Source organism: Aeromonas dhakensis (assembly GCF_000820305.1).
Classification (GTDB): domain Bacteria; phylum Pseudomonadota; class Gammaproteobacteria; order Enterobacterales; family Aeromonadaceae; genus Aeromonas; species Aeromonas dhakensis.
Genome location: NZ_CDBH01000069.1, coordinates 140,868 through 163,936 on the forward strand (window position 1 = coordinate 140,868; position 23,069 = coordinate 163,936).

The 23,069-nt window shown below is 59.2% G+C and carries 21 protein-coding genes; 6 read left to right on the plus strand and 15 right to left on the minus strand.

Annotated elements, in window-relative coordinates; translation table 11 throughout:
- The first annotated feature begins 5 nt into the window (after positions 1–5).
- Entirely contained in the window at positions 6–959 is a 954-nt protein-coding gene (gene netD, locus BN1143_RS20640; RefSeq protein WP_042052025.1) for an Nrf-like electron transfer protein NetD, read from the plus strand.
- Positions 960–1,058: 99 nt separating this feature from the next.
- Here netD and lpxH read toward each other — a convergent pair whose 3' ends face one another.
- Genes lpxH through BN1143_RS20655 form a run of 3 tightly spaced genes read right to left on the minus strand, consistent with a single transcriptional unit; the run spans position 1,059 to position 2,963 of the window.
- Positions 1,059–1,784 carry a UDP-2,3-diacylglucosamine diphosphatase gene (gene lpxH, locus BN1143_RS20645; RefSeq protein ID WP_042052026.1) on the minus strand — a complete coding sequence of 242 codons (726 nt, stop codon included), beginning with the start codon at positions 1,782–1,784 and terminating at the stop codon, positions 1,059–1,061.
- A complete protein-coding gene (locus BN1143_RS20650; RefSeq protein WP_042052029.1) occupies positions 1,781–2,476 on the minus strand; it encodes a DUF4269 domain-containing protein in 696 nt (231 codons plus the stop codon). The genes lpxH and BN1143_RS20650 overlap by 4 nt, the downstream gene beginning before the upstream one ends.
- Positions 2,466–2,963, minus strand: a complete 498-nt coding sequence (locus tag BN1143_RS20655; RefSeq protein ID WP_005302674.1) for a peptidylprolyl isomerase — start codon at positions 2,961–2,963, stop codon at positions 2,466–2,468. The genes BN1143_RS20650 and BN1143_RS20655 overlap by 11 nt, the downstream gene beginning before the upstream one ends.
- A gap of 190 nt (positions 2,964–3,153) precedes the next feature.
- On the opposite strand from BN1143_RS20655, the gene cysS reads away from it, so the two are divergent.
- The gene (gene cysS / locus BN1143_RS20660; RefSeq protein ID WP_042052030.1) at positions 3,154–4,530 is read left to right on the plus strand and encodes a cysteine--tRNA ligase; all 1,377 of its coding nucleotides are present in this window, start codon (positions 3,154–3,156) and stop codon (positions 4,528–4,530) included.
- A 671-nt stretch (positions 4,531–5,201) separates the two neighbouring features.
- Here the strand turns inward: cysS and BN1143_RS22525 are convergent.
- Both BN1143_RS22525 and BN1143_RS20670 read right to left on the minus strand, forming a co-directional pair.
- Positions 5,202–5,690 carry a hypothetical protein gene (locus tag BN1143_RS22525; protein WP_042052031.1) on the minus strand — a complete coding sequence of 163 codons (489 nt, stop codon included), beginning with the start codon at positions 5,688–5,690 and terminating at the stop codon, positions 5,202–5,204.
- A gap of 11 nt (positions 5,691–5,701) precedes the next feature.
- Positions 5,702–8,695, minus strand: a complete 2,994-nt coding sequence (locus BN1143_RS20670) for an RNA-directed DNA polymerase (RefSeq protein WP_041204722.1) — start codon at positions 8,693–8,695, stop codon at positions 5,702–5,704.
- A 1,585-nt stretch (positions 8,696–10,280) separates the two neighbouring features.
- Here BN1143_RS20670 and BN1143_RS20680 point away from each other — a divergent pair.
- Entirely contained in the window at positions 10,281–11,294 is a 1,014-nt protein-coding gene (locus BN1143_RS20680; RefSeq protein ID WP_042052033.1) for a GGDEF domain-containing protein, read from the plus strand.
- A gap of 60 nt (positions 11,295–11,354) precedes the next feature.
- Here the strand turns inward: BN1143_RS20680 and BN1143_RS20685 are convergent, their stop codons facing one another.
- The 7 genes from BN1143_RS20685 to BN1143_RS20715 form a co-directional block, all read right to left on the minus strand.
- Positions 11,355–12,101, minus strand: a complete 747-nt coding sequence (locus BN1143_RS20685) for a substrate-binding periplasmic protein (protein ID WP_005302657.1) — start codon at positions 12,099–12,101, stop codon at positions 11,355–11,357.
- Positions 12,102–12,177: 76 nt separating this feature from the next.
- Positions 12,178–12,918, minus strand: coding sequence for a substrate-binding periplasmic protein (locus BN1143_RS20690; protein WP_042052034.1), 741 nt, complete (start codon positions 12,916–12,918; stop codon positions 12,178–12,180).
- A gap of 72 nt (positions 12,919–12,990) precedes the next feature.
- A complete protein-coding gene (locus BN1143_RS20695) occupies positions 12,991–13,488 on the minus strand; it encodes a GDYXXLXY domain-containing protein (RefSeq protein WP_042052035.1) in 498 nt (165 codons plus the stop codon).
- Positions 13,485–14,492 (minus strand): DUF4401 domain-containing protein, encoded by a 1,008-nt coding sequence (locus BN1143_RS20700; RefSeq protein WP_042052036.1) that lies wholly within the window; start codon positions 14,490–14,492, stop codon positions 13,485–13,487. Before BN1143_RS20700 ends, BN1143_RS20695 begins: the two co-directional genes overlap by 4 nt.
- A complete protein-coding gene (locus tag BN1143_RS20705; protein ID WP_042052037.1) occupies positions 14,485–15,423 on the minus strand; it encodes a DUF2157 domain-containing protein in 939 nt (312 codons plus the stop codon). The genes BN1143_RS20700 and BN1143_RS20705 overlap by 8 nt, the downstream gene beginning before the upstream one ends.
- 202 nt (positions 15,424–15,625) lie before the next feature.
- Positions 15,626–16,183 (minus strand): TMEM165/GDT1 family protein, encoded by a 558-nt coding sequence (locus BN1143_RS20710; RefSeq protein ID WP_010633534.1) that lies wholly within the window; start codon positions 16,181–16,183, stop codon positions 15,626–15,628.
- 256 nt (positions 16,184–16,439) lie between these two features.
- Positions 16,440–16,769, minus strand: a complete 330-nt coding sequence (locus BN1143_RS20715; protein ID WP_042052038.1) for a translation initiation factor — start codon at positions 16,767–16,769, stop codon at positions 16,440–16,442.
- Between the two features lie 119 nt (positions 16,770–16,888).
- On the opposite strand from BN1143_RS20715, the gene BN1143_RS20720 reads away from it, so the two are divergent.
- Genes BN1143_RS20720 through BN1143_RS20730 form a run of 3 tightly spaced genes read left to right on the plus strand, consistent with a single transcriptional unit; the run spans position 16,889 to position 19,625 of the window.
- Entirely contained in the window at positions 16,889–17,116 is a 228-nt protein-coding gene (locus BN1143_RS20720; protein ID WP_019840265.1) for a FeoA family protein, read from the plus strand.
- The gene (gene feoB / locus BN1143_RS20725) at positions 17,113–19,386 is read left to right on the plus strand and encodes a Fe(2+) transporter permease subunit FeoB (RefSeq protein WP_042052039.1); all 2,274 of its coding nucleotides are present in this window, start codon (positions 17,113–17,115) and stop codon (positions 19,384–19,386) included. The genes BN1143_RS20720 and feoB overlap by 4 nt, the downstream gene beginning before the upstream one ends.
- Complete coding sequence (locus BN1143_RS20730) at positions 19,383–19,625, plus strand: FeoC-like transcriptional regulator (RefSeq protein ID WP_005302637.1); 243 nt, start codon at positions 19,383–19,385, stop codon at positions 19,623–19,625. Before feoB ends, BN1143_RS20730 begins: the two co-directional genes overlap by 4 nt.
- A gap of 121 nt (positions 19,626–19,746) precedes the next feature.
- Here BN1143_RS20730 and BN1143_RS20735 read toward each other — a convergent pair whose 3' ends face one another.
- From BN1143_RS20735 to tapW, 3 genes are all read right to left on the minus strand, one after another.
- Positions 19,747–20,226 (minus strand): WbuC family cupin fold metalloprotein, encoded by a 480-nt coding sequence (locus BN1143_RS20735; protein ID WP_042052041.1) that lies wholly within the window; start codon positions 20,224–20,226, stop codon positions 19,747–19,749.
- Positions 20,227–20,361: 135 nt separating this feature from the next.
- A complete protein-coding gene (gene glgC / locus BN1143_RS20740) occupies positions 20,362–21,633 on the minus strand; it encodes a glucose-1-phosphate adenylyltransferase (RefSeq protein ID WP_042052042.1) in 1,272 nt (423 codons plus the stop codon).
- A 257-nt stretch (positions 21,634–21,890) separates the two neighbouring features.
- A complete protein-coding gene (gene tapW / locus BN1143_RS20745) occupies positions 21,891–23,030 on the minus strand; it encodes a type IVa pilus ATPase TapW (RefSeq protein WP_026141098.1) in 1,140 nt (379 codons plus the stop codon).
- Positions 23,031–23,069: the final 39 nt, after the last annotated feature.

Genomic DNA, 23,069 nt, shown 5'->3' on the forward strand with positions numbered 1-23,069 from the left:
GCACCATGTGGCATGATGCGTTTCACTTCGACTCGCTGGTGTGGGATGGCCCCATCGCCATCTACTTGTTCCTGCTCGGCATCTCGGCAGGCTCGGCCACCCTCTCGGTGCTGCTGCGCCGGCAGGGGGCCGGCAGCGAGAGCGGTATCATCAGGGCGACCGCCATTCTGGCGCCGGTGAGCGTCGTATTGGGGCTGCTTATCCTCATCTTCCACCTGGCCCGTCCCTGGACCTTCTGGAAGCTGATGTTCCACTACCAGTTCGACTCCGTGATGTCGATGGGGGTCATGCTGTTTCAGGTCTACATGGCGGTGCTGTTCGCCTGGCTGGCGGTGGTGTTTAGGGCCGAGATCGAGGCCCTGCGCCGACGCCTGCTGGCCGACAGGCTCGTCTTTGTGGATGGCCTGATTGGCTGGCTCGCCCGCCTCGAGCGGCTGCTGGCGCCGCTGCTGTTGCTGCTGGCCGTGCTGCTGGGTGCCTACACCGGCTTTCTGCTCTCAGCCCTCAAGACCTACCCCATGCTCAACAACCCGATCCTGTCGGCGCTGTTTCTGGTCTCTGGCATCAGCTCGGGGGTGGCCTCCACCATCCTGCTGGCGGTCACCCTGTTTCGGGAGGATGGTCACAGCCGCGGTGTGAGCTTCGTGCATCGCTTCGAGCGGCCCATCGTCGCCATCGAACTGTTCCTGCTGCTCTGCTTCTTCACCGGCCTCTATTTTGGTGGCGGCCAGCGGGAAGCGGCCATGTGGGCGGCCATCGGCGGTGGCTTCTGGTCCCAGGTGTTCTGGTTTGGGGTCATCGGGCTGGGGATCCTGCTGCCCCAGCTGCTGGGGCTGGTGGGCAGCCCGGCCAAGGCCCATCAACCGGCCCGGCTAGCGCTTATCTGCAGCCTGAGCCTGGTGGGGATATTGCTGCTGCGCTACTTCATCCTCTATGCGGGGCAGATGACGGTGATGTAGCTGGTTTGTGTCGCCGCTGCGCAGGTAGATAGCGGGCAAATCACAGGCAAACAAAAGGCGGGATCTTCCCGCCTTTTTTATTGCCGCCAGTCGGCCAATTCAGATCAGCGCGCGCTGCTCGAGGCGCTGCTCGCCGGGGCGGCAGATCAGCACCGAGCCCTGCTCGAACCAGTCCCCCAGCACGATGCGCCGGGCAGGCGCGCCGTCGAGTTGGAAGTCGTGGATGGCCGGTCTGTGGGTGTGGCCGTGGATCATCATCCGGCAGTCGTGCTGGCGCAGCATCTGGTCCACCGCCGCCGGCGTTACGTCCATGATGGTCTGGCTCTTGTGGGCATTTTCCATCTGGCTCTGGCCACGCATCTTGTGGGCGATGGCCTGGCGGCGCGCGAGCGGCAGGCGCAGGAACAGCCAGCGCAGCCACTTGAGCTGGGTGATGCGGCGAAACTTCTGGTAGCCCTCATCCAGGGTGCAGAGCAGATCGCCGTGGCTCAGCACCACCCGCTCGCCGTAGAGCTCGATGACGCAGGGATCCCCCAGCAGAGTCATGCCGGCGCGCTTGGCAAAGGCCTGGCCCAGCAAGAAGTCGCGGTTGCCGTGAATGAAGTAGAGGGGCACTCCCTGCTGGCTCAGGGCCGCAAAGGCGTCGGCCACCTCGCCGTGGAGGGGATTGGGATCGTCGTCGCCAATCCAGAATTCAAACAGATCGCCCAGGACGTAGAGGGCATCGGCACCGGGGGCGTCGTGCGCCAGAAAGCGCACCAGGGCGGCGGTCATGTCGGGCCGCTGGGCACACAGGTGAATGTCGCTGATAAAAAGGGTGCTCATGAGAAAGTGCGCTGGGCCCTGTTGAGGTGGCTGGAAGTGGAGGTAGAAAGGGGGCCCGTCGCCTTCGGCTGCCACGCCAGTGGGGCCAGCTCGCCGCCCTCCAGAGTGAGCAGCGCGGCATACGGGTCGCCGGCAAGGCCCAGCAAGTGGCAGATGGCCGCCTCCCCTTTGAGCCCTTCCTCGAGGCGCAGGCGCAGCACTTGGTGATAAAACGCCGCGCCGAACTGCTCAAGCAGGGCGGCCATCAGGCTGAGGTGGCGCCAGCCGTTGAGGCGCTCGAGGGGATCCGGGGTGAGGTAGAGCTCAAGGGGCCAAGGGTAACCATCGGCGCCGGTGACGCTCTGCTCAGCCAGCCAGATGGCATCGCCCTTTTGCGCAACCCGCCAGCCTTGGGTGGCCAGCGCTGCGGCAAACGTGGCCGGGTCCGGATGCTGGCAGACGATGTCGAGATCGCTGCCGGGGCGGTCGAGCCCGATGGCGACCGTGCTCACCAGCGCCATATCGCTGCACTGCGCTGCCAGCTTATCCCACACCCCGATTGTGAGCAGGGCATGGGCCGAGCGTTGGCGCGGGTTGCCGTGGGCCAGGTAGTCGAGACGGCGCCAGTCGATGGGGCCGGCCTTCGCAGATGGAAAAACTGCGGCCGGGGCCGCAGTCAGTTCATCTCGCAGAAAGCAGAGATCACTCGGCAAGGGTCACCTTGGTGATCACGACGTCTTCGGTCGGCACGTCCTGGTGGATGCGGCCGTAGTTGCCGGTCTTGACGCCCTTGATCTTGTTGACCACGTCCATGCCGGCGGTCACTTCACCGAACACGCAGTAGCCAAAACCCTGGGTGGTGGCGGATTTGAAGTCGAGGAAGTCGTTGTTGTTCACGTTGATGAAGAACTGGGCACTGGCAGAGTGCGGTTCCATGGTGCGGGCCATGGCGATGGTGCCGACCTTGTTGGACAGACCGTTGGCCGCTTCGTTCTTGATGGGGGCGCGGGTGTCTTTCTCTTCGAAGCCAGGGGCATAGCCGCCGCCCTGGATCATGAAGCCGTCGATGACGCGGTGGAAGATGGTGTTGTCGTAGTGACCGTCACGGCAGTATTGCAGGAAGTTGGCCACGGTTTCCGGGGCTTTTTCAGCGTTCAGGGTGAGGGTGATGTCGCCGTGATTGGTGTGCAGAGTGACCATGATATGTCCTTTCATTTGATGCGGGCGACTAGGTGCCCGCAGGTGTATGGCATAAAGTGGTGGCAATTCTAGCCCATCAGGGCCCTGCGGCATAGATGGTGCGCCTGATCCGGCACGTTTTCTGCCTCGTTTTCTACGCGCGATGCGGGTAGAATGGCAGGCCATTTTACTCACAGGCAGTGGTCATAAGATGCTGAAGATATACAACACACTCACTCGTCAAAAAGAAGAATTCAAACCTATCCACCCGGGCAAGGTGGGCATGTATGTGTGTGGCGTCACTATCTACGATCACTGTCATATCGGCCACGGCCGCACCTTCGTCGCCTTCGACGTGGTGGCCCGTTACCTGCGCTACAGCGGCTATCAGCTCAACTACGTGCGCAACGTCACCGACGTGGACGACAAGATCATCAAGCGCGCCGCCGAAACCGGCGTCACCTGTGACGATCTGACCGAGCGCCTGATCGGCGACATGCACGCCGACTTCGACGCCCTCGGCATGGTGCGCCCGGACGTCGAGCCGCGCGCCACCCAGCACATCGGCGAGATCATCGAGCTGGTGCAATCCCTGCTGGATAAAGAGCACGCCTACGTGGCTGACAACGGCGATGTCATGTTCATCGTCGACTCCTATGCCGACTACGGCAAGCTCTCCGGCCAGGATCTGGAACAGCTGCAGGCCGGCGCCCGGGTTGACGTGGTGGATGCCAAGCGCAACCCCTTGGACTTCGTGCTGTGGAAGATGTCCAAGCCCGGCGAGCCGACCTGGGACAGCCCCTGGGGCCCGGGCCGTCCTGGCTGGCACATCGAGTGCTCCGCCATGAACTCCAAGCACCTTGGCAACCACTTCGATATTCACGGCGGCGGCTCCGATCTGCAGTTCCCGCACCACGAGAACGAGATCGCCCAGTCCTGCTGCGCCCACGGTGGCGACTACGTCAACACCTGGATGCACAGCGGCATGGTGATGGTGGATAAAGAGAAGATGTCCAAGTCCCTTGGCAACTTCTTCACCATCCGTGACGTCCTGGCCCATTATGACGCCGAAACCGTCCGTTACTTCCTGATGTCTGGCCACTACCGCAGCCAGCTCAACTACTCGGAAGATAACTTGAAGCAAGCCCGCGCCGCGCTGGAGCGCATGTACACCGCCCTGCGCGACCTGCCGGCGGTCGCTGCGGCCGGTGGCGACGAGCAGGTGGCTCGCTTCAAAGAAGCCATGGACGATGACTTCAACACCCCGGAAGCCTACTCCGCTCTGTTCGATCTGGTGCGCGAGATCAACCGCCAGAAAGCGGAAGACCTCACTGTTGCCGCTGGCCTCGGTGCCCGTTTGCGCGAACTGGGCGCCGTGCTCGGTATCCTGCAGCAGGATCCGGATGCCTTCTTGAAGGGCGATGAAGCGGACGAAGAGGTTGCCGAAATCGAGCAACTGATCGCCCAGCGAAATCAGGCCCGTGCCGACAAGAACTGGGCTGCGGCGGATGCCGCCCGCAACCGTCTCACCGAGATGGGCATCGTGCTGGAAGATAGTGCTGGCAAGACCAGCTGGCGCCGTGCCTAAGGCCGGTGGCCCTGTTGGTGCCTGATGCCAACAGGTTGACCCAATAAAAAAACCGCAGCCTTGGGGCTGCGGTTTTTGTTTGTGCCTTTTCCCTCGACACCTCTTAAGCCTCTGCGCTCTGTTTAGCCTCGGTGGCCTGCGCTCTGATCCCCTCTCCCCTTGCGGGAGAGGGTTAGGGTGAGGGGGCTAACGTCATTCCTCGGCTGAATGTCGTCCCATGCCTTAATGGCATGGCTTCGCCATGCAGGACGCGAGGGCACGGCCCTCGAAGGGATTTCGCCCGCCCTTCGGGCTGGGGCGAGTGACTTTTGAAAGACCGCTCTCTTTGGCAAATAACACCAAAAGTCTTCCCCCCGGCAAACCGCCCACTTCGCGGGTTCCCTCGTCTCGTCCAACGGGTCGGACGGAGCGCCGCAGACGGCACATCCCTGATGGCGCTCCTGACCCGTTGAACTCGACTCGGCGGTTTGCAGGGGGAACCAATACCGTGCCCGCCCGTGGCTTTAATGTTCATGCTGACCGCCTTTTCCGCTGAAAGGGGAGAGCAGTGCAAGGGGATTGGTAAATTGCGTTTTGGTTTGAGTGAGAAAGTGTTTAGGGAATAGAAATAAAAACCGCAGCTCAAGGCTGCGGTTTTATAGCAATAATGAAATTGATAAGCTTGAAGTGCACTATGGTTGGTTGATGACTTCATCAATTATTTTTTTGAGTTCATCATCCCATAATTCATTTCTAATAGTACTAGACCTAATCAAATGTTCCTTATGAAATGACAGTTGAGATTTAATAGTTTTGCTCCAAGTGTCTTTTTGTGATTCTGTATGGAGGATTTGTTCAAATGCAAAGAGAGCAGATGATATAAACCAACAGTACTGTTCATATTTTGTGTCACTTGGGGTTGTTGGTCTTTTAAAGCCCCTAGCAAACTCTGGGTGTTCGAAACATAAAGAAAGATAATTTTGATAAAGTTCATAAGCAACAGATCGTCGAGACTCTATAATGTTCTCTTTATGCTGTCGAATCGCATAAATTGCGGCTACTCCAGCAATAAATAGTCCAAAAAAAGTTGCAAGATTAGCAAGTATACCCAACCATTCTACCCATAGAGATACATCTAATAAAGCTGCTAGGCCCATTTTAAAACAATATATATTACTCATATTTTATCTAGTCATTTTCTATCTGGTGAGAACGTGAAACCAATCGGTGTCGGTTTAAACTCGGAGCTAGAATCAGTCATTTTCCCTTTTTGCTGGAACTTACGCAAGGATTTATAATCTATCTTTGCTATTACAAAATAATCTACAAGGCCTCCTTTTATCCTTACTTGGTCTCTTTTATAGTCAAGTCTATATGGTGCCCTTACTCGGCTGTCACCGTATACACGATTATTTACCTGTATTATAAATGTATGTATATCATGTGCGGACCCTTCAACAAGTGAACTAAATGTTTTTACATCCGGATTCCACTCTAAAACAAATAAGCTATCAACTTTCCCTTGATATCTAACCCTATTCATTGGATTAGTTAAATCACTACAAATTAATACGCCTATACAATATTTTCCATGTATATATATAGGTAGTATTTCTTGTGGGTCTGGTTTAGATAATTTAAGTGATTTTGCTTTTAGTTGATTCTCTTCAGTGTGAGCAGGGCTTAGCTTGGGTTGGAAAAAAATAAAACTGCTGTTATAACCAGGCCACTTTGTAACAAGAGATAAAAGACAGTCATTTCTTACTTCATTTTTTGAATTTGGTTTATGATATTCAATTCCAGCAATAAAAGATATTTTTTTCCTTGCGAGGTTCATTGATATGTTAAGTGCCCATTTACGCGGCAATGAGCATTCAGGAAATACTATATAATCTGACCTATGTTCAGATTTTAGGATGTTGTTAATTAAAGTGTTGACTCGTCTGTAGCGTTTGAGAGTCAAGTCTGGTTTGTTATTTATAGCCTGCGTAAATTGGTTGTCTGTGGTTTCAAAGTTTGTTAGAGCTACGCTGACAATGTCTGGAGTTTTATTGGGGATTATAATTTTATTATTGCCAGCATCATCTGTGGTTCTAAAAAAATTAATGTCTTCTATCGTTTTTGCACCACGAAGTCCAAAGATAAAATCCTTGAGTAATTGACTATCATCTAATGTTTCAGGGCACGCCATAACAATCTCAGGAATGCTTAACGGTCTCGTTGGGAATGTTAATGCTGGCCAGTGGGGTAACTTTAGTGATGCACTTTTCCGAAACTTTCTTATTAACGGCAGGTTTAGTATTTTATTTACGCTAAGTGATTTTGGTATTCGTATAGATGACTCATCATTATGTTGACTATAAAACCAGTAGTCTTTATATGGTCTGATGCCTAGATCAGAAAGAAGCAAGTTTCTACTGATTTCTTTTAGCTTTGTCTTGGTTATTGCTTTATATTCATGTTCATGTAGATTGCTAATATACATTATGGTTCTTCTGAGTTCGCTCCATTTTTCAAAACCAGCTATTGTAGATGACCTTAATGCTGTTTCAATAAGAGACTCCGAAAAATATTTTTTACATAACAAAAGATTTTTATGTGTATTTTTTTCTGTGGTTTCAGCAATGATATTGAAACAGTTTATTATTTTGTCAACTAAGGTCCTGGTTTCAGCGAAGTCATAGTTAGATATCATGACTTGGAAAATTCTGCTTAAATAACTTGATAGGTCAAAAATACCCTTTGGGGTTATTATATATCTTTCGACAAGACCATAGAATTCTTTTCTTATATTTCCCCACTCTAGTCTTGATAAATCATTTGAGTAGCTTTCCAGATCTCTTATCAAAAGAGACAACCCTAGCCTCCTAATAGATACAACATCGGTTTTTCTTAATGCATCTGCAATTAAGGATGCATCTGATGAAGCTAATAGTGCTTTTTCAGCCATAGAGTTAGCATCTTCTGGAACAGAAGGAAGCATTCTATATTCACTGGACTGAGCTCGGATTTGGCTAGAAATCTGGTTTACAAGATCAAGGCCATATTTCGGTGATAGACTAAATATTTTTTGTTTGCTGGGGGTGAATTTCAGTTCGCAGTCACTAGCATAATTTAACTTGAGCGATATAGTCGGGGCTTCTCCTTTGGTTCTATGTATTTTTAAAAAATCAATCTTATCAGACAAGTAATTAATTACATCATTCCCGCTAGATATTTCTGGCGGAGTTTTAAAAACCAAAAAAATATCATCAACATATCGTCCATAATACTCTGGATTAATATTTTTACTAACTTCCTCATCTAGTTCATATAACAGTACATTAGATATTATTTTAGACGCAGATAAGCCAACGGGTAATGCCCCGCTGGGGCGATCTATATAGTCAGGAGTCTTTTTGTACCAAGAATGTATTGAGTCGATAAGCTGTTGCGTGAGTTTTCGTTCGTCTTTGCTGAGTTGAATTCCAGTCTTTATGAGAAATGAAGGCCTCAATATAAAGTTAGGTGATGTTCTATGATAAAAACTTGCAAGGTCCATCGTTATCGCGGTTGCATTATTATTTCTCTGGACAATATCACGCATGGCATCAAGACCTTTTTGTCGCCATGTTCTATATGCAGAGAAATAAGGTGAAAATAATCCGAGAGAGTCTAAGTTAAGTTCGCCATTATATGGTCCGAAATCTTCATATGGGTGGTGCTTTCTACGCAATCTATTACCATAGGATAAATTTTTATCGAGCAAAGACTCAAATTTATGCCCAACCTTAAGAATCCATAGTGCAGAAATAACTTGATATTCAACAGTGGCATTAATGATTAGTCGGTAGCTAACTGATAATTTTTTGTTTTTATTTTCGGTATATTTATTAAGCCAGTCTTCATTTTGATCGATTGACCTAAAATGGATGCACTCTTTATCCTCCCAAGAGCTAGTATCAATCGACTTAGGGGCATATGAATATCCGCCTAAAAATAAATCATTTTTATACCATGGGTCTTTTTCATCATTAATGAGAGTTTTATGAAGATTTAGTAAATTTTCATGTAGATTTGATTCAAATTCAGAATATCGACGCTTGCAAGGGTGAAAGTTGTCAAAAAATGAATCTGTTTTGGCTTTTCTATATGCCAGATATAAATCTGACAATGTGATAAATTCTTTTTCAAATATTATTGGCATGATAATCAAATTCTGTTTAGTGTGTTTTAATATGCTATAAATATAGCGATTGGGTTTTCATTGTTTAATGAGAACGGGTCGTAAGTTCAATTAATGAAGCGTACTAGGCATTAGATAAATCAGGTTACATCGCAATTAAATATACACTATCGATGTTTCAATATAAGGCTATTCCCAAAATACACATGGAGCTGTTAATTGGCCTCGGTGCTGTAGGTTTGGTGTTGCCCCCTGTTGTCCGCCGAGGTGAGCCCGTTTGTCCAGGCCGCGAGGCAGGACGCCGAGCGAGCGCCGCTGGGCCATGGATGGCCCGGCGCGTGCCGTGGGACAAACGGGTGTACCGAGGGAACCCGATGCAGGAGGGCGAACAAGTGGGGGAGTAGACCTTTGGTGACTTTGGGTCTTTCCAAAGTCACTCGCCAAGCCGCGCAGCGGCGGCGAAACCTCGTCGAGGACGGAGTCCTCGTGTCCTGCGCGGCGAAGCCGTGCCAATCAGGCTAGTGACCCCTCACCCTAGCCCTCTCCCGCAAGGGGAGAGGGGACGGTTACCGCGGACGATTACGCTCCGCTAATCGACCCTACTCGACCCTATCCATTGATCCCAAGCCCTATCCCCCAAGGGGCGAGGGGATCATTTACCCCGGTGCAATGCGCTCCGCTTATTGCACCCTACCGCTCACCCGCCAGGGAGAGGGGATGGTTACCGCGGACGATTACGCTCCGCTTATTGCACCCTACCGCTCACCCGCCAGGGAGATGGGACGGTTACCGCGGACGATTACGCTTTGCTACTCGACCCTACTTGACCCGATTCGACCTTACCAATTGCCCCAAGCGTCGTATCCGCATGGGGGCATGGGCAAAGCCCCGGAGGCTGACGAGAGCTGCCGTCGAGGGTGCAACCCTCGCCCTTGCCGCAGGCGCGGGAGACCGGCTGGTCTGCGCCAAAGACGCTGCCGCCCCTGACTGTCGCCGCCACCTTGCGCCCTTGACCATCCATGAATATGCGGGGGCCAACAGGGGCCGATGGTCATCTTACGGAACCCGCCTCGGCGGGGCCATCCAAATCCATGAAATTAGTGATGCAACCATCAGAATTAAATGGTTTTTCTCCTCTGCTGCAGAGTAGCACCCGGCGGTTGACCCGTGGCCGGGGTGTGATGGAAGATGAGCCCCGAGCCCCGAGCCCAGCTGATAGCCGAGCGTAGATACGGGGATGTGTTGCAAGCCGAGAGCTGAACCGAGTGGCGAGCCAAGTGAGGGGAATGGCAGGGGAGCGCCACGAATAAAGGTGGTCAGCGACAGGGGCCATCACGATACCGAGCTCGCCCGCTTGAGCGCCACCGGCAAGCCGCCGCCGCCAATGGCTTCGCACGACAGGCACCGCTTGCTTCGGCAGTGGGCGCTGATTACCCCTCAGATGGGGTTATCTCGCGTTGGCTGCAAACGGAGCACATTGCTGGACAATCGAGGGTCGTTCGGCGACAAAGGGCGGCAAAAGCGCAGAGATAGCGCCGCGATGGGGGCGGGCGGCGGGTGAAGGGGCTATGGTTTCAGGAATAGACATGCAAGCAGGGAGGTGTGCATGGACAGAATATTGCAGGCGTTGTCGCTGCAAGTGACCGGGGCGCGGGATCTGGAGAGCCTGACCCGCCCGCTGCTGGAGATGCTCGAAACGGTCACCGGGCTCGAATCCACCTATCTGACCGAAATCGACCTTGGTCACGACACCCAACATATCCGCTATGCCCGCAACAGCGCCGACCTGCAGATCCCCGAGGGGGTTTCGGTGGCCTGGGGCGATACCCTCTGCCGGCGGGCCCTCGACGAGGGGCGCTTCTACACCGACGATGTGGCGCTCTGCTGGGGGGATTCCCAGGCGGCGCAGGCCCTCGGCATTCGCACCTATCTGAGTTGCCCGGTGCGCACCCCCTCCGGCTCCCTCTATGGCACCCTGTGCGCCGCCAGCGCCGAACACAAGCCGCTGCTGGCGGGCTCGGATCACCTGATTGCCTTCTTCGCCCGGCTCATCGCCGAGCAGGTGGAGCGCGAACAGCTGCTGCAGCAGCTGCAGCAGGCCAACAACGAGCTGTCGCGCCAGGCGCTGAGCGACCCGCTGACCGGGCTGCCCAACCGGCGGGCACTGATGCACGAGCTCAACCGCCTCTTTTCGCTGGCAGAGCGGGTCGAACATCCGCTGTTGATAGGCTTTATCGATCTCGATGGCTTCAAGGCCATCAACGACACCCACGGTCACGATGCGGGTGACCTGCTGTTGCAACGGGTGGCGGTGGCGCTCTCCTGCGTGCTGCGCGGCGGCGATCTGCTGGCGCGGGTGGGGGGCGACGAGTTCGTGGCGGTGGGGATGGGGCCGCAGTGCGGCGAAGAGACGCGGGAGGCGGCGGTGCAGGGCTTTCAGCGCCGGCTGTTCGAGGCGAGCCTGGTGTCGCTCGAGCTGCCCACCGGAGCGCTCCATTATGCCGGCGCCAGCGTGGGGGGGGTGGCCACCGATCCGGCCCTCAGCACGGTGGACGAGGCGCTGAGGCTGGCCGATGCCTGCATGTACGAGGTCAAGCGCCAGCGCCGCCGGCCGAGCTGATGCGCAGGTGAGACAGGCAAACAAAAGGGGCCCCGTTGGGGCCCTTCTTCATGCCGCCCCTCAGCGGGCGGGGAAGTACTTGCTCTGGATCTGCTGGAACTCGCTGCTGGCCAGCACCTGGGTCAGGCCGCTCTGGAACTCCTTGACCAGCTCGTCGCTCACCGGGTGGCTGAAGGCGAAGCAGAACTGCTCCGAGCTCAACATCCAAAATACCTTGAACTGGGCGGGATCCAGCTGCTGGGAGGCGATCAGATCCAGCATGGTGGTCTTGTTGGTGGAGATGAGATCGACCCGGCCCGAGGTGAGCATCTTGAGCGCCTGGGGCAGGCGGTTGGCCGGCAGGATCTTCTGCTCGTCGAAACCGTTGTTGAGCAGCAGCTGCTCCCCCACGTCGGCCCGCACCGCCCCTATGTTGTACTGCTGGGCATCTTCCAGCCTGGCTATCTTGACCGGGTTCTTGGCCAGCCCCATCAGCACGATCTCGGCGTAGCCGATGGGGCAGGCCCACTTGAACAGGGGATCCCGCGCCTCGGTGCGGGCGGTGGAGAAGAGCACCACGTTGGGTTTCTGGGTCAGCAGGTAGTAACCCCGCGCCCAGGGCATGATGGTGACGGTCTGCGGCGGGGTGTTGGTCTTCTTCCACACCTGTTGCAGCAGCTCGACGGCGAGCCCGGTGGGGGCGCCCGCCTCGTTGGAGAAGTTGTAGGGTTTGTACTCTTCGCTGAGGTAGTGCAGCTTGCCAAGCTCGGGACTGGCCTGGGCCAGGGTGGCAAACACGAGTGCGGCGAATCCGGTCCATTTTTTCATTTTGGCCATCCTGGTGGGGTGTTGCGTCACTCTCAAGTGTTATCAAAGCCGGCCAAATCGCCAGCCGTGGCACGGCTCACGGCATGTATTGGCGCCGCAGCGCCTGATAGTCCGGCGAGGCGAGCGCCTGGTTGAGGGCGCGCTGAAACTGCTTGATCACCCCGTCATCCACCTGGCGGCTGAAGGCGTAGCAGAGCTCTTCGGCATCCAGTACGAAGGCCACCGTGAACGCTTTGGTATCGAGCTGCAGCTCCTTGATGGCGTCGTAGCCCGCCAGCTTGCCGGTCGCCAGCAGATCGGCGCGGCCCGACACCAGCATCTTCAGCCCCTGGCTCAGCCGGTTGGCGGGGATGATGCGGTTCTCGTCCATGCCGCGGTTGAGCAGCAACTGCTCGGAGGCATCGGAGCGCACGGCGCTGATGCGGTAGTCGTTGATCTGCTCGACGGCGCTCAGGGTAATGGGGCGGCGCTTGTAGGCCAGCAGCACGTACTCGGCGTGGCCGATGGGGCAGGCCCACTTGAACAGGGGATCGCGGGTGTCGGTGCGGGCGGTGGAGAAGAGCACCACGTTGGGTTTCTGGGTGAGCAGGTAGTAACCCCGCGCCCAGGGCAGGATGCGGATGGGCTGGGGGGGCGTCTGGGTGTTTTGCCAGATGCGCTGCAGCAGCTCCACCGCGAGGCCACCGGGCTGGCCGGTGGCATCGGTGAAGTTGTAGGGGGGATACTCCTCGGTCAGGTACTCCAGCTTGCCGAGTTCGGCCTGCGCCGTGCCAAGGCATGACAACAGCAGCAGACAACCGAAAAAACCTCTCCTCATGGGCAATCCTTGGCGTAGCGCGGGCGATCATCTTGCCCAAGTGTGGGCAAAAAAGCCTGATATTGCCAGCAGTTACCAGCGCGCTCTGGGGTTGCCCAGCGGTTTTAGCTGCTCATCGCGCAGCCCCACCAGCAGGGCCTTGCCGCTCTCTTGCAGGCGAAATTCGCCGTAGCGCGCCGCCTCGAACTGCTCGCCGGTGCCCTCTTCGAAGAAGTAGGCGTCGGGGCCGATGCGCCACTGACCATCGCTTTGGCGCACCTGCAGCCGCCGTTCATCCCGGGCCAGCTGTTCCGGCTTGCCCCCTTCCACCCAGCTGGCGATCTGCCGGTCGTCGAGGCGGATCACCAGGGTATCGGCGTGGGCCTCGTCGTGGCGCCGGTTGCCGAGCTGGCGGGCGAGCTCGTAGTTGAGGCGCATGTAATCCCCCTGCATCAGGGAGCGCGGGTCGACCGGGGCGAGGCGCAGCAGCACCACCTCGCCACTGCTCATGGCGTGCTCGTAGCGCCAGACGGTGACATTGATGGCCGCCAGGATGGTGATACCGGTCAGCAGCAAGGCGAGTCGTCTCATGAGGGGCTCCGTGGGCTCAGCCGTTTGAGCAGCTGGCGGGCGCCGAGCAGCAGGGCGCCCGAGCCCAGCAGCAGCCAGGATTTGGTCATCAGGGTCAGCCCCAGATCGTAGTAATAGAGGGAGCCAAAGCCGACCAGCAGCAGGCCGGCCAGGGTCATCAGGCCGACGCTGCCGGCATAAAAACCGAGCACCAGTACCAGGGCGCCGGCCCCCATGCCGGGAATGAGGGCGCTGAGCAGCACCAGCGGCAGCCCGTACAGCAGCGGCAGTTTCAGCCTGATCATCAGCCCCAGCAGCAGGGCGGCGCAGAGCAGCGGGTTGAGCCAGAGCGGCAGGCGGGAGTGGCCGAGCTCGTCGAGCATGCTGGCGCCGCCCTCCCACAGCGGGTGGTGCAGGCGCCCCAGCACCAGCAGGGAGAGTGCCAGACCCAGGGTGAGGGATTCATAGAGCTGATGGCGCACCGGATCGCGCTCTGCCTGCAGCCAGCAGAGGGCAACCGCCGTCATCACCAGCGGCAGGGCCAGCAGTTGCAGGCCGAGGCAGGCGAGGCCAAGGGTGAGCAGGATGGCGGCGGCGAAGCTATGGAACAGCCGGATCAGCCAGTGCTCGAACAGGGCGGCGATGGCCAGCGACAGCAGGGCGAGGCCGAGCCAGAGCGGGGCCGAGTGCAGATCCAGCCGATCGAGCAGGCCATAGAGCAGCCAGGCGTCGCCGGCCAGCGCCAGCGCCAGCACGAACTGATCCCACAGATCGCTGCGGGTGGCGAAGCGGTTGAGGCAAAAGGCGATGGCCATCAGCACGGCGCCCATCAGCAGGGCGCTGTCGGCATCCCGGGTGAGCTGGGAAAACGACATGAACAGGAAGAACAGCAGGAACAGGGCGGCAATCCAGCCCACCATGCCGAGCAGAAAGCGGCTCGACCAGTGGGGCTGGTCGTCACGGGGGGCATCCCCTTCCACCAGCCGGGCCCGTTGCAGTCGCTGCCAGGGGGTCAGATCACTCATGGGGCCTCCGTTGTTGTTGCAGCCAGCGGCTGGCGGCCACCGACAGGCCGATGGCGATGAGGCAGAGCAGCAGGAAGCCGTCGACGTCCGGCTCCATCCATTTGCCGAGCGCGGTCAGCAGCACCACGATGAGGCTCAGACAGCCCATGGCGAGCCCGGCGATGAATCTGTGGTGCCAGCGCAGGTAGGCGGCCGCCAGCCAGCCTAGCCAGGCCGGCCAGACCCAGGGGGGGGCGGCATCGAACAGCGCCAGCAGGGTCAGCAGGGTGACGCCGAGCCCGGCGGCCAGCCCCGCCAGCCAGGAGGGCATCAGCCGGTAGCGGGCGGGCACCAGCAGCAATATGCCCCAGAGGGCGGCGTTGAACAGGGTCAGGCTCCAGCCGAGGGCCTCCTCGTCGAAGGCGAAGAAGAAGTTGAACAGGCCGAGCCGCCAGTAGAGCACCAGCGCCAGCTGACCGAGCAGCCAGCTCAAGGTCCACAGCAGCGGGCTCTGGCCGAGCGCCGCCAGCGGCAGCAGCATCAGCGCCCAGGTGGCGAACAGCTGCCAGGGATCGGCACCGGTCTGGTAGGTCTGCCCCACCAGCGCCAGCAGAGCGCCGATGTTGAGGGCGATGGCGAGCAGCAGCGCCTGGCGCTGGCTGTCGGCGAGGGGCTTGCGCCACAGCAACAGCAGCATGGCGAGCAGTGGCAGCTCCAGCAGGGCGAGGCGCGAGAGGCGGCCCAGCTCCTGCCAGTTGAAGGCGACGAAGAACACCAGACCGGCGCCGAGGCACAGGCTGCCGAGCCAGAGCAGCAGCCGATCGAACAGCCACTGCCAGCGGGCAGGGCCGGGGGGCAGCTCGCACAGGGTGAGGGCGGCGGGCAACTGGGCCCGGTCGAGACGACCGCGCCTGACCCAGTCAAGCAGCGTCTGTCTTGAGGTGAAGTGCATGGGATGCTCCATCAGGTTTGCCGCATTATGCCACGGCCATGGCGCCGGTTGGCAGCCCCCGTCTGCGGGCAAGCCGGCCTGGCTCGCGGGCAGCAAAAAGCCCCGCCAGAGGGCGGGGCTTGCGTGCAAAGACACGACATGGGCGCGGGAGCGGCGTCGGCAAGTGCTCACCCTTGCCTCGCCACCTTCTGATCCGGCCGGGTCAGGCGAACAGCAGGGTGCTCACCCCGAGGCCCACGAACAGGATGGCGCAGGCGATGCGGATCCCCTTGAGCGGCAGGCGATCGGCCCCCAGCTTGCCAAGCAGCACCACAGGCACGTTGGCCAGCATCATGCCGAGGGTGGTGCCGGTGATGACCTGGGTCAGCGAGTCGTACTTGGCTGCCAGCAGCACGGTGGCGATCTGGGTCTTGTCGCCGATTTCGGCGATGAAGAACAGCACGAAGGTGGCCATGAAGGGGCCGTACTTGTCGAGCGGGCTCTCCTCGTCGTCCATCTTGTCCGGCACCAGGATCCAGGCGGCCATGGCGATGAAGGCACCGGCCACCAGGTAGGTCATCACCTTGGGATCGAGCCAGCGGCTGATGAACTCGCCAAGCCAGGCGGCGCCGGCGTGGTTGAGCAGGGTGGCCGCCAGCATGCCGGCGATGATGGGCCAGGGCTTGCGAAAACGACAGATGAGCAACAGCGCCAGCAGCTGGGTCTTGTCGCCGATTTCGGCGATGGCCACGCTGAGGGTTGAGGTTAACAAGGCTTCCATAAAAATGACCGGGGGACGGAATTGTTATACCTGAGACAAGCCTGCGCCATCCGTCCCCGGTATTGGCACTGGCCCGTCAAAGGTCTTGTCAAATCCGCGGCTGGCGTGGATCACCCTGACCATGGTGAGTTGGCACCAAGTATGTTGATCAGGGTCGCGAACCGGTTTGGGGCCGGCTGGCGAGACTACTCCCCCTCGATGGGAGCGGGCATTCTAGGGAAAAAGCGAAAGTGACGCAAGCCGGGCGGCGTCGGGATCAGCCACCCACCAGCTTGACACTGAAACCGGCCTTCTCGAGCTCGGCCTTGATCAGATCCCGTTTATCCCCCTGGATCTCGATTACCCCCTCTTTGAGGCCGCCGCCGGTGCCGCACTTTTTCTTGAGCAGGGTGGCGATGCTCTTTTGCTGGTCGGCCGGAACACCGTGGATGGTGATGACCCCGGCGCCCTTGCGCCCCTTGGTTTCGCGGCGAATGCGCACCACCCCGTCGGTGGGGAAGGGGGAGGCGGATTGCGGCTGGTTCTGTTCTTTGATGATGCCGCCGTCCGTGCTGTAGACCAGGCGGCTGTTGCTGTCGTGACTCATGGCAGTTATTTGTGGGTTAGCTAAGCGGAGTTTGATTTTACTCAAATAAGCGTTGAAAACACGGATTATAATGCCCCAAGTAAAAGAGAATTATTATTGTTTAACTTCAGGAGTCAGTCATGGTACTCGCGCAGTTGTCACCGGGACAGAGTGCTCGCATCAAGAACATGAATCAATTGACCCGTCCCCTGCGGCGCAAGCTGATGGTGATGGGCTTGCTGCCCCAGACTGAAGTCATCTTTTTGCGCGCGGCCCCGCTCGGGGATCCGCTGCAGATCCAGTGTCAGGGGATCTGCCTCTCCATGCAAAAAAGCCTTGCCCAGCAAATCGAGGTCGAACCGGTATGAACTACTCCCTGGTAACCGTCGGCAACCCCAATAGCGGCAAGACCTCCCTGTTCAACGCCCTGACCGGGGCCCGCCAGCAGGTGGGCAACTGGAGCGGCGTCACCGTCGACAAGAAAATGGGCGAATTCAGTGCCCAGGGCCACGACTACAAACTGATGGACCTGCCCGGCATCTACAGCCTGGCCAACCAGGAGGGGAGCCTGGACGAGCAGATCGCCAGCCGTTTCGTGGAGGGCCAGCAGCCGGATCTGCTGCTCAACGTCATCGACGCCGCCAACCTGGAGCGCTCCCTCTACCTCACGCTGCAACTGCGCGAGCTGGGGCTGCCCATGGTGGTGGTGCTCAACAAGATGGACATCCTGCAAAAGCGGCGCATCACCATCGACGAGAGCAAGCTCGCCAAGGCCCTCGGCTGCCCGGTGGTGGCCCTCTCGGCCCACAATCGCCAGCAGGTCGCCGCCTTCAAGAACCAGATCCAGCAGTTCATCGGTCAGCCGCAAGTGGCCTTGCAGCTCGATTACGGCCATGAGCTGGAAAAAGATCTGGCGGAGCTTGAGACCTTGCTCGCCCCCCACCACCTCACTGCCCGCGGCCGCGCCCTGCGCCTGCTGGAAGAGGATGCGGTGATGCAGGAGACCCTGCTGCCCGGCCAGCAGGCCGCCGCCGCCAACGTGGTGGCCCGCGCTCATCACGGGCAGGATGTGGACCTGCAGCTGGCGGACATCCGCTACGGCCACATCCACCAGTGGGCCGCCCAGGCGTGCCAGCAGAAGGGCAAGCTCACCGCGGCCCAGAGCGAGCGGCTCGATCGGGTGCTGCTCAACCGCTGGTTTGGCATCCCCTTCTTCCTGCTGGTGATGTACCTGATGTTCATGTTCGCCATCAAGGTGGGCAGCGCCTTCATCGACTTCTTCGACATCATGGGCGGCGCCCTGTTTGTCGACGGGGTGCACCACCTGCTGGGGCTCGTCCATGCGCCGGACTGGCTGGGGGCCATCCTGGCGGACGGCTTCGGGGTGGGCTTGCAGACCGTCGCCACCTTCATCCCGGTGATCGGCTGCCTCTATCTGTTCCTGGCGGTGCTGGAGAGCTCCGGCTACCTGGCCCGCGCCGCATTTGTGGTGGATGCCCTGATGCGCCGCCTCGGCCTGCCGGGCAAGGCGTTCGTCCCCATGCTGATGGGGTTTGGCTGCACCGTGCCCTCGGTGATGGCGACCCGCACCCTCAACTCCGAGCGCGAGCGGCTGATGACCTCGGCCATGGCCCCCTTCATGTCGTGCGGCGCCCGTCTGCCGGTCTACGCCCTGTTCGCGGTGGCCTTCTTCCCCGAATCCGGCCAGAACCTGGTGTTCGGTCTCTACCTCATCGGCATCCTGGTGGCGGTGCTCACCGGCCTGTTGCTGCGCAGCACCCTGCTGCCGGGCAAGAGCGACTCCATGCTGATGGAGATGCCGGACTACGAGTGGCCGCGCCCGGTCAACGTCGGCATCAAAACCTGGCAGAAGCTCAAATCCTTCGTGTTTGGCGCCGGTAAAACCATCGTGCTGGTGGTCGCCGTGCTGAGCGTGCTCAACTCGCTCGGCACCGATGGCAGCTTCGGCCACCAGGATCAGGAGAGCTCGGTGCTGAGCAAAATCAGCCAGGCGGTGACCCCGGTGCTGCACCCCATCGGCGTGCGCGACGACAACTGGCAGGCCACGGTCGGCATCGTCACCGGCATCTTCGCCAAAGAGGCGGTGGTCGGTACCCTCAACAGCCTCTACGCCGGCAGCGGCGACGGGGAAGAGGAGGCGAGCGAGTTCTCCCTGGCGAACAGCTTCCAGGAAGCGATCGCCGCAGTGGCCACCAATCTGGCCGACATCGACCCGACCGACCCCATGGGGCTGGCGGTGGGCAATCTGGATGACCAGCAGGCCGCCGCCGAGGCGCAGGAGGTGGACGTCTCCACCTACGGCAACATGCAGAGCCACTTTGACGGGGCGGCTGGTGCGTTTGCTTACCTGTTGTTCGTGCTGCTCTACATGCCCTGCGCCGCCGCCATGGGCGCCCTGGTGCGGGAGACCGGCCGCCAGTGGGCCCTGCTGACCGCCGCCTGGTGCAACTACATGGCCTTCATGTGTGCCACCGTCTTCTATCAGCTGGCCACCTTCGCCGCTCACCCCGAGCAGAGCCTGTTCTGGGTGGCGAGCTACGGTCTCTCCCTGCTGCTGCTCTGGTGGCTGGGCCGTCGCCACGGCGACATCGTCGCCCGCAAGGTGGTGGCCCTATGATCCTGCGCGAGCTGGGGGAGTACCTCGCCGCGCAGCAGAAGGCGAGCCGGCGCGAGCTGGCCCGCCACTTCCACACCTCGGAAGATGCGGTGGAGGCCATGCTCGGCGTCTGGATGCGCAAGGGGCGGGTCGCCAAGCGGGAGACTCAGGTGTGCGGCGGCTCCTGCTGCGGCAAGAGCCAGGAGGTGATGTTCGAGTGGTGCGAACCGGGTCAGATTGGCCTGGTGCAGAAGGGGTGAGCTGGCGCGCCAGCCCACGCCAGTACCCTGCATTCAGATATAAAAAAGACCCGCCGCTGGCGGGTCTTTTTATTGGCGCGTGTTCGCCCTGTTCGCTGGATTGGCGTAGAAGGGGGGCAGATCAGCGCCCCGGCCAGCGCTGGCCCACCTCGGCGTGGCGATACCAGGCCATCAGCGCCTGCTGGCCCTGGATGTCATCCGCTGCCGGTGACCAGGGGGCGAAGTCCTCTTCCCGGAAAGGAGCATAGGGACCGTGTTTCACCTCGAAGATGACGGCGCCGGGATCCAGAGATAGCACCGCATGCCAGCTGGCGACGGGGGTCTCCAGCACCGAGGCCTCTTCCCCCAGCACGGCGCGGGCAACGACGGTCCCTTCATCATCGAAATTGAGCACCACGAAGCGCCCTTGCAGCGCGGTGAGCAGCTCCCAGGTCTGCAGGTGGCGATGGGGGCGGATATAGGTACCCGGCTCCATGGCGATGGCCAGGCGCTGGATGGGGTCGGCCAGCTCCTGGTGCAGGTTGTGGTTCATGCGCAGGCGCGGGGAGTGGGCGGCCTCGTCGGCGAGGCTGGCAAGGCGGGCAACATCCAGTTTTTTCATATGCGATTCCATGGTGAGACGAAGGCAAGGGCCGAGGGCAGAGTAGCACGCACCGGGGGCGGCCGGACAAGGCGCGAGCGGTAAGCAAATGTAAAAAGGGAGCCGACAGGGCTCCCGCTTGCCGGAGCGGCGGCATCACAGCCTGGCCAGCATCTCCTTGGTGACCAGCACTATCCCCTGTTCGGAGCGGTAGAAGCGGCGGGCATCCTCGCTGGCGTTTTCCCCCACCACCAGCCCTTCCGGCAGCTTGCAGCCCTTGTCGATCACCACCCGGCGCAACCGGCAGCCCGGGCCTATCTCGACACCGGGGAAGATCACCGCCTGATCCAGAGTGCAGAAGGAGTCGACCCGCACATTGGTAAACAGCACCGAGCTCACGATGAAGGAGCCGCTGACGATGGTGCCGCCAGCAAACATGGAGTTGATGGTCATGCCGTGCTGGCCGTTTCTGTCCTGCACGAACTTGGCGGGCGGGGTCATGTTCTGGCTGGTCCAGATGGGCCAGTCCTGATCGTAGATGTCGAGCTCGGGGGTGACGGAGGCGAGATCCATGTTGGCCTCCCAGAACGAATCCACCGTGCCCACGTCGCGCCAGTAGGGGCGCTTTTGCGGGCAGCAGCCGACGCAGGACATGCCGAACGGGTGGGCGTAGGCGGTGCCCTCTTGCACCACCCGCGGGATCACGTCCATGCCGAAATCGTGGTGGGAGGCCGGGTTGGCGAGATCCTCTTCCAGCAGCTGGTAGAGGTAGTCCGCCTCGAAGATGTAGATCCCCATGGAGGCCAGCGCGGTATCGGGCTTGCCCGGCATGGCGGGTGGGTTGGCGGGTTTTTCGACGAAGGCGTTGATCTTGCGATCCCCGTCCACCGCCATCACCCCGAAGGCGCTCGCCTCCTGGCGCGGTACCTCGATGCAGGCCACCGTCACCCTGGCCCCCATGTTGACGTGATCGAGCAGCATGGCGGCGTAATCCATCTTGTAGATGTGATCCCCCGCCAGCACCACCACATACCTGGGGCCGTGATCGCGAATGATGTCCAGGTTCTGGTAGACCGCATCGGCGGTGCCGCGATACCAGGTAACCTCGTCCACCCGTTGCTGGGCGGGCAGCAGGTCGATGAACTCGTTCATCTGGTAGCGCAAAAAGGACCAGCCGGACTGCAGGTGGCGCAGCAGGCTGTGGGATTTGTACTGGGTCACCACCCCGACCCGGCGAATGCCGGAGTTGATGCAGTTGGAGAGTACGAAGTCGATGATGCGGAACTTGCCGCCGAAGTGTACTGCCGGTTTCGCCCTGTTGTCCGTCAACTGTTTGAGGCGACTGCCCCGCCCTCCTGCGAGAACCAAGGCCATGGTCTCGTTCAGCAACTGTCTTGACTGTGCTGTATTGGCAGGTTGTAACGACATTTAATACCCCTTTATTGATAGAACTCTTTGATGGTGCCTCCTTTGAAGCCGGTATGAAAGAGCTTTCACTCACACTTCTCGCATGGTTTTTCGGTCAAGTGATGGTTTTGTCATTTTTGGTGACAGATTTTGTCGCAGATGGGCCGTTCGTTCACCAGATGTCACTGTCTGCTACGGGCGAGCGAGGAGGGGGGAGGCAGCCGGGATATGCAAACACCCGCCGGGGCGGGTGTTTGCAGGCACAAGGGGGAGACGGGTCAGAACAGATCGTCCTTCTCGTCCTTGGTGGGTTCCAGGCTCCAGCCGGTGGCATCGCTGCTGCTGGCGATCTGGCCCTTCTCCTTCCACAGCTTGATCTTGAGGCGCAGGTTGTTGGCCGAATCGGCGTTCTTCACTGCCTCTTCTTCCTCGATCACCCCTTCGACCACCAGATCGAACAGAGCGCTGTCGAAGGTGACCATGCCGAGGGCCTTGGACTTCTCCATCACCTCCTTGAGGCCGCCAAACTCGCCGCGCTTGACCATGTCGCGGATGGTGTGGGTGCCCAGCATGATCTCTACCGCAGCCCGGCGGCCGCCATCAGTGGTTTTCACCAGCCGCTGGGAGACAAACGCCTTGAGGTTGTTGCCAAGGTCGTTGAGCAGCTGGGGCCGGCGCTCTTCCGGGAAGAAGTTGATGATGCGGTCCAGCGCCTGGTTGGCGTTGTTGGCGTGCAGGGTGGAGATGGCCAGGTGGCCGGTTTCCGAGAAGGCCAGCGCGTGCTCCATGGTTTCGCGATCGCGAATTTCGCCGATAAGGATCACGTCCGGCGCCTGGCGCAGGGTGTTTTTCAGGGCGGCGTGGAAGCTGCGGGTATCCACCCCCACCTCCCGCTGGTTGATGATGCTCTTGCGGTGGCGGTGCACGAACTCCACCGGATCCTCGATGGTGATGATGTGGCCGCCGCTGTTGCGGTTGCGATGGTCGATCAGGGCTGCGAGCGAGGTGGATTTGCCCGAACCGGTGCCGCCGACGAACAGCACCAGCCCCCGTTTCTCCATGATGGTGTCGAGCAGCACGGTGGGCAGTTTCAAGTCCTCGAAGCGAGGGATCTCGGTCTTGATGTTGCGCGCCACCAGGGAGACTTCGTTGCGCTGCTTGAAGATGTTGATCCGAAAGCGCCCTATCTGGGGCAGGGAGATGGCGAGGTTCATCTCCAGCTCCTTTTCAAACTGCTGCTTCTGCTCGCCGTCCATGATGGCGTCGGCTATGCTGGCCACCTCGCCGGGCTCGAGCGGCGTCTCGCTCAAGGGGCGCAGGCCGCCGTTGAACTTGGCACAGGGGGGCGCGCCGGTCGACAGATAGAGGTCTGAGCCGTCCTGCTTGGCCAGGATCTGTAGCATGTCTCGCAATTCCATGGTTTTTGCCTCGTCTATCAAGGAGATGCCTTGCTGGGG